This is a genomic window from Brachybacterium sp. HMSC06H03 (assembly GCF_001807385.1).
GTDB classification, from domain to species: domain Bacteria; phylum Actinomycetota; class Actinomycetes; order Actinomycetales; family Dermabacteraceae; genus Brachybacterium; species Brachybacterium conglomeratum.
The window spans coordinates 1-10,493 of sequence record NZ_KV788664.1; the positions used below are offsets into that span (position 1 = coordinate 1).

The following is a 10,493-nucleotide window of genomic DNA, read 5'->3' on the forward strand; positions in this document are numbered from 1 at the left end:
GGCCCGGCGCTCGACGCGCTCGCCTGGGGGCCCAGCGCCGTCACCGGCAGCGGGAAGCTCGCCGCCGCGCTGCGCCAGGCCGGGATCGTCGAGCCCGACGGGGAGAGCCTGCACATCCCCCGCTCCGTGCACCTCGCCCTGCGCGACGGGAGGGTGCGTCGCAGCCACACGGCGCAGCGCCCCGTGCCCGAGGGCCCGGAGGCCACCGAGCGGATCCCCGGCTCCCGCACCGCCCAGGCCGTCGAGCGGGCCTTCGAGGCGCTGCGCCTGCTGGGCACCGTGCGCAGCTTCGACGAGGACCCGCCCGGGGTGCTAAAGCGCGGCGGACTCCCCCAGCGGGACCTGCGCCGCCTCGCCGAGCGCGCCGGCGCCCCGCTGCTGGACCACGCGACCGTGCTGCAGAGCGCCTGGCAGGCCGGGCTGATCGGGCACGACGGCCAGGAGTGGCATCCCACCCGCGACTGGGACGTGCACCGGATGCTGCCCCCGTCCCAGCGCTGGGCCGAGCTCGTGCTCGCCTGGGCACGCGGGCACCACCTCGCCGCCGTGGTCGGCACCCCCGACTCCTCGGGGACGGGCCGCTCGCTGCTGTCCGACCACACCCGACGCGACGGCGTGCGCACCCGGCGCGGCAGCCTGCTGCGCCTGCTGCGCACGAGTCCGGGCGTGGACGCGACCGAGGACTCGCTCGTCGCGGCGCTCGCCTGGGCGTTCCCGCTGGTGCCCTCCGAGGTGCTGCGGGAGGAGACCTCGGCGCTGCTGGTCGAGGGCCGGGCACTCGGCGTGCTCGACGGCGGCAGCCTCACCGTGCTCGGCCAGGCACTGGTCCCGGCCCTCGACGAGGACATCACCACCGCCGACGCCCGCCTCGCCGCGGCGCTGGAGGAGGTCGCCCCCGCCCCGGTCGAGGAGGTGCTGCTGGACGCCGACCTCACCGCCGTGATCCCGGGCCGCCCCGCCGAGCGCCTGCTCCCGCTGCTGGACTGGACCGAGGTGATCTCCCGCGGCGGCGCGCTCACGCTCCGCTTCAGCGCCGCCACGGTGAGGCGGGCCCTCGGCGACGGCCGCGATGCCGAGGCGCTGCTCGCCCTGCTCGAGGACGTCTCCCGCTCCCCCGTCCCGCAGGCCCTGACCTACCTCCTGCGCGACGAGCAGCGACGGCACGGGCGGGTGCAGGTCTCCCGCGCCTCGACCGTCCTCACCGCCGAGCCCGAGGTGCTGGACCTGCTGCAGGCCGCGTCCGAGGCGGTGCCGCTGGGGTTGCACCGTCTCGCGCCGACCGTCGCCGTGACCCTCTCGGATCCGGGCTTCGCCCTGCAGATCGCCCGGCAGGCCGGGCTGTCGCCGCAGGCCGTCGGCCCCGACGGGAAGCCCGTGTCCGAGGAGCTGTCGCACTCGCTGCGTCCCGGACCGGTCGATCCCGATCTCGTGACCGTCGAGGGCCCGGAGCTGCGGATCCCCGCCGCGGAGGCGGTCGCGCGGATCCGCGACGCTGAGGAGGGCGGCACCGACCTCAGCGTCACCGACCGGCTGCTGGACGCGATCGCCCGGTCCGCCGAGATTCCGCTCGGCATCGTCGACGGGCAGGGCGGCGTGGTCGTCAAGCAGGCCCTCCCGCTCTCCCTGGAGGGCGGCCGACTGCGGGCCCGCGAGTCCGGCAGCCAGGAGGAGTTCGCGGTGCTCGTGCACCGGGTGACGCTCGGCTGAACGCGGCCCTGCGGCCGTGCAGGTCACGGATCGGTCCATGGGGAGCACTCCCCATGGCGGAGCACCTCCTGCATCGGGGTACTATTCGGCTCGCCAGGCACGGGGCGACCTCAGCGCCTCCCTGGGGCCCGGGCGCAACCGTCTCGGGGCACGATCATCAGGAAAGAGGGGTTTCCCATGACCGCACCCGTCCCTAACGCCGCGAGCGAGAAGACCAAGAAGAACGCGCTGATCGCCATGATCGTCGGCTTCGTCTGCGGCGGCGTCCTGCCCGGCGTGCTGGGCCTGCTCGGCTATCTCAAGGCCGATCAGGAGCCGGAGACCGCCCGCAAGTTCACGAAGTGGGCCTGGATCGCTTTCGCGATCTGCTGGGTTCTGGCGATCATCCTCATCGTCATCTACGTCATCGTCATCGTCTCGGTCGCGAACTCGGGCATGGACTACTGACCCCATCTGCTCCACGACGAAGGCCCCGGACCGCTCGGTCCGGGGCCTTCGTGGATCAGCGGCGAAGCGCCGAGCGATCAGTCCTGCGTCCGATCGACTGATCTCCTACCGCTCGTACCTCGCAGTACGTCGATCAGTCCTGCTTGGTCTCGCGCCGGTCCTGGGTCCACTCGACGTGGAAGGTGCCCTCGGTGTCCACGCGCTGGTAGGTGTGGGCGCCGAAGTAGTCGCGCTGGGCCTGCACCAGGGCGGCCGGGAGGCGCTCGGCGCGCACCGCGTCGTAGTAGGACAGGGTCGAGGAGAAGACCGGAACCGGGTAGCCGGAGGCCGCCGCGAAGGCGACGATGCGGCGCCAGGCCGGGATGCACTTGGCGATCTCCTCGGTGAAGTACGCATCGGCCAGGAGCAGCGGCAGGTTCGCGTCGCGCTCGTACGCCTCGGTGATGCGGTTGAGGAAGCGGGCGCGGATGATGCAGCCGCCGCGCCAGATCCGCGCCATCGCGCCGAGGTCGATGTCCCAGCCGTACTCCTTCGCGCCGGCCGCGATCTCGTCGAAGCCCTGCGAGTAGGAGACGAGCTTCGCCGCGTACAGCGCCTTCTGGAGGTCGTCGATGAACTGCGCCTTGTCGGCGATCTCCAGGGTCTGCGCCTCGGCCTTCAGCACGCCGCGAGCGGCCTCGCGCTGCGGGGTCGAGCCGGAGGTGGAGCGGGCGAAGGTCGCCTCGGCGATGCCGGTGACCGGGACGCCGAGGTCCAGCGCGGTCTGCACGGTCCAGGCGCCGGTGCCCTTCTGGGCGGCGCGGTCGAGGATGACGTCGACGAAGGGCTTGCCCGAGGTCTGGTCGGTGTGGTGGAGCACCTCGGCGGTGATCTCGATGAGGAAGGACTCCAGATCGCCCTTGTTCCACTCGGCGAAGACGTCGCCGATCTCGGAGGCGCCCATGCCCAGCGCCTTGGACATCATGTCGTAGGCCTCGGAGATGACCTGCATGTCCGCGTACTCGATGCCGTTGTGGACCATCTTCACGAAGTGGCCCGCGCCGTCGGCGCCGACGTGGGTGCAGCAGGGGACGCCGTCCACGTGGGCGGAGATCTTCTCGAACATCGGGCCGAGGCGGTCGTAGGACTCCTTGGTGCCGCCGGGCATGATCGAGGGGCCGTTCAGGGCGCCCTCCTCACCGCCGGAGACGCCGGAGCCGACGAAGTGCAGGCCCTTCTCGCGCAGCGCGGCCTCGCGACGACGGGTGTCGCCGAACAGGGCGTTGCCCGCGTCGACGATGATGTCGCCCTCCTCCATGAGGGAGGCGAGCTCGTCGATCACGGCGTCGGTGGGCTTGCCGGCCTTGACCATGATGATCGCCACGCGCGGCTTCTGCAGGGAGGCGACGAAGTCAGCCATGGACTCCGACGGGTAGAACTCGCCCTCGGAGGCGTAGTTGTCCATGACCGTCTCGGTCTTGCCGACGGAGCGGTTGTGGATCGCGACCTTGAAGCCGTTGCGGGCGAAGTTCCGGGCGAGGTTCGAGCCCATCACCGCCATACCGGTGACGCCGATGTCCGCGACATCGGCAGGGGACGGGGCAAAGCTGGCCATGGGTTCTCCTCAGATCGTGTGACTGTCGAGCCGGGCCGAACCGCGGCGCCGAAGGCGTCGGCGGGCATCGCGGGCCCGACCCATCGCGGTCCATCCTAGGGAATTCCGGCCCGAGACGTTCCCGTGTGCCAGCGCTTGCCGCGCAAGGGTGGCCGCGAACACCGTACCGTCACCCAGGGGGAAGCGGGAGGACGCTCTCCCCGCATGCCTGGACACACCTCGAGAGCGAGCCGCCCGATGCCTCAAGCCCCGTACGATCCGCAGCCCGCCCCCGGCGCCCCGGGTGCTGCACCGCAGGGCTCGGCCGGCGCTCCCGGCCCGACCCCGGGCACCGACCTCGGCGCCGACCTCGGGGCGGGACTGCGCTTCGCGGGCACCGGCCTGCTGCGCGGCGCGACCGCGCTGCTGGGCGTCGGCGCGCTCTACGCCGTGGCCATGCTCGTGGTGGTCGGCGTCGGCTTCGCCCTCACGCTCTTCCTCTCGATCGCGATGGTCGAGACGTCCTCGCCGGCCGGCGGCGCCCCCTCCTTCGGCCAGATGATCGTGATCTTCGCGCTGTGCTTCGTGCTGGTGCTGGTCACCGGAGTGGTCGGAGCGCTGTGGCAGGCCGGTGCCGCGCAGGCCGGCGGGATCCTCGCCGGCGGCGAGCGTCCGAGCTTCCGCCAGGGCCTGATCGGCCCCGGCCGGGTGGTCACCACCGCCGTGCTCGTGCTCGTGATCGTGATGATCGGCTCGGTGCTCCTCTACCTCCCCGGCATCATCGCCGCCGTGCTGCTGTTCTACGCGATCCCCGCGGCGCTGCGCGGGGCGTCCCCCGGCCAGGCGCTGCGTGAGTCCGTAGCGACGGCTACGTCGAACCTCGGCGTCACGATCGTCGGCTTCCTGATCACGATGGTGGCCTCCTCGATCGGCGGGACGCTGGTCGTCGGCTTCATCGCGGTCATCCCCTTCACCGTCCTGCTCCAGATCGGGCTCTACGAGAGGGTCAACGGGCGCACGCCGTCCCTGCCCGCCTGATCCCGGCCCCGCCGCACCCCGCATCCGAGCCCGCGCCCCGTCCTGGGAGCGCGGGCTCGTGCACGTGCCGGCCCGGGGAGGCGCCCCTCACGTCGCCCCCTCCCCGGCCCGGACGGGACGTAGCCTGATCCGATGACCGACGGCCCCCTCATCGTCCAGAGCGACAAGTCCCTCCTGCTCGAGGTCGACCATCCCTCGGCGCAGGCCGCCCGGATCGCGATCGCGGCCTTCGCCGAGCTCGAGCGGGCGCCCGAGCACGTGCACACCTACCGCATCACCGACCTCGGGCTGTGGAACGCGCGCGCCGCCGGCTACGACGCGGAGACCGTCGTCGCGGCGCTCGTGGACCACTCCCGCTACCCGGTCCCCCACTCGCTGCTGATCGACGTGGCGGACACGATGGACCGCTACGGGCGCCTGCAGCTGCTCTCCGACCCGCAGCAGGGGCTCGTGCTGCACGGCCTGGACCGCGCGGTGCTCGAGGAGGTCACCCGCGCCAAGCGGGTCCAGGGCATGCTCGGCGAGCGCGTCGACGACACCACGGTCAAGGTTCATCCCTCCGAGCGGGGCGCGCTCAAGCAGGCGCTGCTGAAGCTCGGCTGGCCAGCCGAGGACCTCGCCGGCTACGTCGACGGGGAGGCGCACCCGATCGCTCTGGCGGAGGACGGCTGGCAGCTGCGCCCGTACCAGACCGAGGCGGTGGACGGCTTCCGCCACGGCGGCTCGGGCGTGGTGGTCCTCCCCTGCGGCGCGGGCAAGACCCTCGTCGGCGCCGGGGCGATGGCCGCGATGCAGCGCACCACGCTGATCCTGGTGACCAACACCGTCTCCGCCCGCCAGTGGCGGGACGAGCTGCTGGCCCGCACCACCCTCACCGAGGACGAGATCGGCGAGTACTCCGGCACGACGAAGGAGATCCGCCCGGTCACGATCGCCACCTACCAGGTCCTCACCATGAAGCGGAAGGGCGTCCACCCGCACCTGGAGCTGATGAGCGCCCGCGACTGGGGTCTGATCCTCTACGACGAGGTGCACCTGCTGCCCGCTCCCGTGTTCCGGATGACTGCGGACCTGCAGGCCCGGCGCCGTCTGGGTCTGACCGCGACGCTCGTGCGCGAGGACGGCCGCGAGGGCGAGGTCTTCTCGCTGATCGGGCCGAAGCGCTACGACGCGCCGTGGAAGGACATCGAGGCGCAGGGCTACATCGCCCCGGCCGTCTGCACCGAGGTGCGGGTGACCCTGCCCGCCTCGGACCGCATGGCCTACGCGATGGCGGAGGCCTCCGATCGGCCCCGCCTCGGCGCCGCGCACGGTGCGAAGGTGCCGGTGGTCGAGCGGATCGCCCGCGCCCATCCCGGGGAGCCGCTGCTGGTGATCGGCCAGTACCTCGACCAGCTCGAGGAGATCGCGGAGCACCTCGGCGCGGAGCTGCTGACCGGGCAGACCCCGGTCAAGCGTCGCCAGCAGCTGTTCGCCGACTTCCGCGAGGGCCGGATCGACCGCCTGGTCGTCTCGAAGGTCGCGAACTTCTCGGTCGACCTGCCCGAGGCCTCGGTCGCGGTCCAGGTCAGCGGCGCCTTCGGCTCCCGCCAGGAGGAGGCCCAGCGCCTCGGCCGCCTGCTGCGCCCCAAGGCCGACGGGCGCTCCGCGCACTTCTACACCGTCGTCATGCGCGACACCCAGGACCAGGACTTCGCCGCGCACCGTCAGCGGTTCCTCGCCGAGCAGGGCTACGCCTACTCGATCGTGGACGCCGAGCAGCTCGACGGGGCGCTCGACGCGGGCTGAGCCGCCCCGGGCCGCACATCCGTCGGCCCGGCTCCACGGCGAGGGGACGCGACGTCGTTACAGTGGGCACGCACGACATCCCCGCCGGCCCTGCCGGCGCTTCCCCGCCGCCACGTCGGCCGTCCCCAGGAGATCGACATGACCGCACCCGACGATCCCACCCGCACCCCCGGCCCCGACGGCGCCGCGCACCCCGCGGACGACCAGACGCCCACCCCCGAGGCGACCCGTCCCGCGGACACCGCACCGACCGACCGACGCGCCGCCGAGCGCGCCGCCGCCCAGGACCCCGCCCCGCAGAAGGACGAGGTCCCCTCCTCCGGCGGCAAGACCGCGACGACCTGGATCGCGCTGATCCTCGGCGCGATCGTGCTGGTGCTGCTGCTGATCTTCGTGATCCAGAACAACGTCTCGGCCCGCTTCCAGTACTTCGGGGCGGAGTTCGACCTCCCCCTCGGCGTCGCGATGCTGCTCGCCGCGATCGCAGGTGCGCTGGTCATGGCCCTGGTCGGCTCGGTGCGCATGATCCAGATGGGCTGGACGATCCGCAAGCTGCGCAAGCAGCAGGAGAAGGTCCAGCGCTCCCTGCGCTGAGGTCGCCCAGGAGACGTCCAGCCATCTCCCAAGCAGACGGAGGACGGTAGAGCCATGACTGCTGCGAGCGAGGAGAACGACTACGAGGCACGCCTCCTGGTCGTCGACGACGAGCCCAACATCCGCGACCTCCTGGCCACCTCCCTGCGCTTCGCCGGCTTCGAGGTGTTCACCGCCTCCACCGGCAACGAGGCGATCCGGGAGGCGACCGAGCACCAGCCGGACCTCGTGGTCCTGGACGTGATGCTCCCGGACATGGACGGCTTCACCGTCACGCGCCGCCTGCGCGACCGCGGCGAGCAGTACCCGATCCTCTTCCTCACTGCGAAGGACGAGACGCAGGACAAGGTCGCCGGCCTCACCGTCGGCGGCGACGACTACGTCACCAAGCCCTTCAGCCTCGAGGAGGTCGTCGCCCGGATCCGGGCCGTGCTGCGCCGCACCCACAGCGGCTCGGAGACGGCAGTGGACAGCGCCCTCGTCGTCGGCGACCTGCGCCTGGACGAGGACTCCCACGAGGTCCACCGCGGGGAGGTGAACATCGAGCTGTCCCCCACCGAGTTCAAGCTCCTGCGCTACCTCATGCTGAACTCGGGTCGCGTGGTCTCCAAGACCCAGATCCTCGACCACGTGTGGGACTACGACTGGTCCGGCGAGGTGGGCATCGTCGAGTCCTACATCTCCTACCTGCGTCGCAAGATCGACGTGGTGGGCGAGCCGATGATCCACACCAAGCGCGGCATCGGCTACGTGCTGCGCGCCGCCGAGGGCGCCTGACCCCGACGCCCGACCCGAGGAGCACCACCCCGTGGCCCTGCCGAGCCTGCGCACCGAGCGCCCGATGTCCCTGTGGACCCGGATCGTCGCGCTGATCTCGCTGCTGCTGGTGCTCGGCGTGGTCGTCACCGGGAGCCTGTCGCTGTTCCTGCTGAACCGCACCCTGATCCAGTCAGTCGACAACAACCTGCAGTCCTCGGTCGGCGGGATGCTCTCCCTGGCGCAGCACGAGCTCGCCGGGGACGACGACGCCATCACCTCGAGCACGTACATCCCGGTGGAGTACGCGGTCGAGGTCCGCGACGAGCAGGGACGGCCGATCGAGCAGGAGGTCTTCCACTACGGGACCGGGAAGGTCTCGGTGCAGTTCCCGCACCTCACCGACGAGCAGATCCTGCAGCGCGGCGGGCGCCCCTTCACGGTGCTGGACTCCGCCGAGAACCGCTGGCGGGTCATCGCGATGGTCAACTCCGGACCGGACAAGGGCAGCGTGTACGTGGCCCTGCCGCTGACCTCGGTGGACCGCACCATGCACGAGATGGCGCTGATCATCGTGCTGGTCGGAACCCTCGTGGTGCTGGTCGGGATGGGCGCGGGAGGGTACGTCACCCATCGGGCGCTCGAGCCGCTGCGGGACGTGGAGGCCACCGCCTCCCAGATCGCCGGCGGCGACCTCTCCCAGCGCGTGCCCGTGACGGACACGAGCCTCGAGGTGCACGACCTCGCGCTGTCGCTGAACGAGATGCTGGTGCGGATCGAGCAGGCCTTCGCCGCGCAGTCCGCCTCGGAGGAGAGGGCCACCGCCTCGGAGGCGAGGATGCGCCGCTTCGTGGGCGACGCCTCCCATGAGCTGCGCACGCCGCTGGCCGCGATCCGCGGCTTCGGGGAGCTGTACCGGATGGGGGCCCTGCGCACCGACGAGGACACCGCCTCGGCGATGCGCCGCATCGAGGACGAGGCGCGGCGCATGGGCTCCCTCGTGGAGAACCTGCTGCGCCTGGCGCGGCTCGACGAGCGCCCCGACCTCGACCTCGAGCCGCTCGACCTCACCGACGCCCTCTTCGACGCCGCCCAGGACCTGCGCGCCCTGGACCCGGACCGGCAGGTCATGGTCGTCTCCCTGCAGGGGACGCCGCTGTCGGTGCAGCCGCACGTCCCGTTCGGGGTGCTGGGCGACGAGGCCTCGCTGCGCCAGGTGATCCTGAACCTGGTGGGCAACGCGAACCGCCACACCCCCAAGGGATCGCCGGTCGAGTTCGCGGTGGGCCGCCTCGAGGACGGCCGGGTCCGGATCGAGGTGCGCGACCACGGCGAGGGCATCGACGACGACCAGCGGGAGAAGGTGTTCGAGCGGTTCTACCGCACCGACTCCTCCCGCGTCCGCTCGGCGAGCCAGGGCGGCGGCGCGGGCCTGGGCCTGTCGATCGCGGCGACCATCGTCCAGCAGCATCGCGGGGCGATCGGCGTGCAGCCGACGCCCGGGGGCGGCGCGACCTTCTGGATCGAGCTGCAGGGCACGGACCTCGACCCCGAGCAGCAGGTGGAGCCGGACCAGCTGCGCGCGCTGACCCGCTCCGCCGGGAGCCCGGACGGGGCCGGCCCGCAGGACTGATCCGCTCAGCGGTGGGCGGCCGGTGCGTCCATCACCTGGCCGACGAAGCCCTCCTCGCCCGCCGCGCGAGCGAGCAGGTCCACGCGCTCCAGCAGTCGCTCGGCGGCCCGTCGGCCCTCCTCATCGTGCGCCTCGATCCGCGCCCTGCCGTGCGGCCGATCGCGGGTGAATCGAAAGGCGCCGGGCACCTCCGGCAGCGGATCGACGTGGCCGAGGAGCCCGACGATCAGGTCCCGCGGGACCGGATCGAGCCCCAGCGCGGCGGCGTGCTCGGCGCTGCGTCGGGCGCGGGCGGCGGGACGCTCGGAGAGCTTCACCCGCAGCCCGGAGCGCAGCAGGATCCGGGTCAGCTCGCGGTCGCCCACGAAGCGCACCCCCGCGGCCTCCAGGTCTCCGCGGGAGGCGGCGGGCCAGTCGTAGTGGTCGAGGTCGAAGGCCCGGGGCGGGAGGCCGGCGCGGGCGGCGGCCTCGTGCAATTCGTCGAGGGAGTCGTCCGAGATCAAGTGTCCCCACACGGTGCCGTGACGGGGCCAGCGCGGGGTGTCGGCGAAGACGGTCATCGGGTTCCTCCGCGGGCTCTGTGGGCGTCGGCGGTGCGAGGTGTGAGGGGTGTGCGGGGTGTGCTCGATCCTGCCAGAGCGCGCAGCAGGTGCTCCATCGGGCCGCGTCGTCCGCTCCGGCGCAGCAGCACGGCGGGCGGGAGCATGAGGAGCCAGCCGGCGAGCACGAGCGCCGCGGCGCCCGCGCTGCCGAGCTGCGCGCCGAGGTCGAGGGTGTACGGCGGGAACAGGAGCAGGCACAGGACCGACTGGGCGAGATACGCACTGAGCGAGACCGCGCCGAGCGCCTCGACGGCGCGCACCGCCGCGCCGAGGGGGTCGCGGGCTCCGACCCGTGCCTGGTCCGTGGCCGTGACCGTGGCCATGACCGTAGGCGTGGCGGCCGCGAGGCCGCCGT

The 10,493-nt window shown here is 72.5% G+C and carries 10 protein-coding genes; 7 read left to right on the top strand and 3 right to left on the bottom strand.

Features of this window, described 5'->3' with window-relative positions; genetic code table 11:
* Positions 1 to 1,707 (top strand): helicase-associated domain-containing protein (locus HMPREF3159_RS01970; RefSeq protein WP_070499445.1); only part of this gene is annotated, 1,707 nt, incomplete at its 5' end.
* Positions 1,708 to 1,884: 177 nt separating this feature from the next.
* Positions 1,885 to 2,154 (top strand): hypothetical protein, encoded by a 270-nt coding sequence (locus HMPREF3159_RS01975; protein ID WP_070499446.1) that lies wholly within the window; start codon positions 1,885 to 1,887, stop codon positions 2,152 to 2,154.
* Positions 2,155 to 2,287: 133 nt separating this feature from the next.
* On the opposite strand, the gene gndA is transcribed toward HMPREF3159_RS01975, so the two are convergent.
* A complete protein-coding gene (gndA, locus tag HMPREF3159_RS01980) occupies positions 2,288 to 3,748 on the bottom strand; it encodes an NADP-dependent phosphogluconate dehydrogenase (RefSeq protein WP_010551144.1) in 1,461 nt (486 codons plus the stop codon).
* Between the two features lie 237 nt (positions 3,749 to 3,985).
* Here gndA and HMPREF3159_RS01985 point away from each other — a divergent pair, with 237 nt between their 5' ends.
* The 5 genes from HMPREF3159_RS01985 to HMPREF3159_RS02005 all read left to right on the top strand — a co-directional run bounded on the left by HMPREF3159_RS01985 (position 3,986) and on the right by HMPREF3159_RS02005 (position 9,536).
* Positions 3,986 to 4,765 (top strand): hypothetical protein, encoded by a 780-nt coding sequence (locus tag HMPREF3159_RS01985; protein WP_083305747.1) that lies wholly within the window; start codon positions 3,986 to 3,988, stop codon positions 4,763 to 4,765.
* A gap of 132 nt (positions 4,766 to 4,897) precedes the next feature.
* On the top strand, positions 4,898 to 6,553 hold the full coding sequence (locus HMPREF3159_RS01990; RefSeq protein ID WP_070499447.1) for a DNA repair helicase XPB: 1,656 nt from the start codon (positions 4,898 to 4,900) through the stop codon (positions 6,551 to 6,553).
* A gap of 138 nt (positions 6,554 to 6,691) precedes the next feature.
* Positions 6,692 to 7,147 (top strand): LapA family protein, encoded by a 456-nt coding sequence (locus tag HMPREF3159_RS01995; RefSeq protein ID WP_070499448.1) that lies wholly within the window; start codon positions 6,692 to 6,694, stop codon positions 7,145 to 7,147.
* Between the two features lie 54 nt (positions 7,148 to 7,201).
* On the top strand, positions 7,202 to 7,924 hold the full coding sequence (locus HMPREF3159_RS02000; protein WP_070499449.1) for a response regulator transcription factor: 723 nt from the start codon (positions 7,202 to 7,204) through the stop codon (positions 7,922 to 7,924).
* A gap of 31 nt (positions 7,925 to 7,955) precedes the next feature.
* A complete protein-coding gene (locus HMPREF3159_RS02005; protein WP_070499450.1) occupies positions 7,956 to 9,536 on the top strand; it encodes a sensor histidine kinase in 1,581 nt (526 codons plus the stop codon).
* Positions 9,537 to 9,541: 5 nt separating this feature from the next.
* Here the strand turns inward: HMPREF3159_RS02005 and HMPREF3159_RS02010 are convergent, their stop codons facing one another.
* A complete protein-coding gene (locus HMPREF3159_RS02010; protein WP_070499451.1) occupies positions 9,542 to 10,096 on the bottom strand; it encodes a DUF4031 domain-containing protein in 555 nt (184 codons plus the stop codon).
* Positions 10,093 to 10,493 (bottom strand): DUF418 domain-containing protein (locus HMPREF3159_RS02015; protein ID WP_168165359.1); only part of this gene is annotated, 401 nt, incomplete at its 5' end. The genes HMPREF3159_RS02010 and HMPREF3159_RS02015, both read right to left, overlap by 4 nt.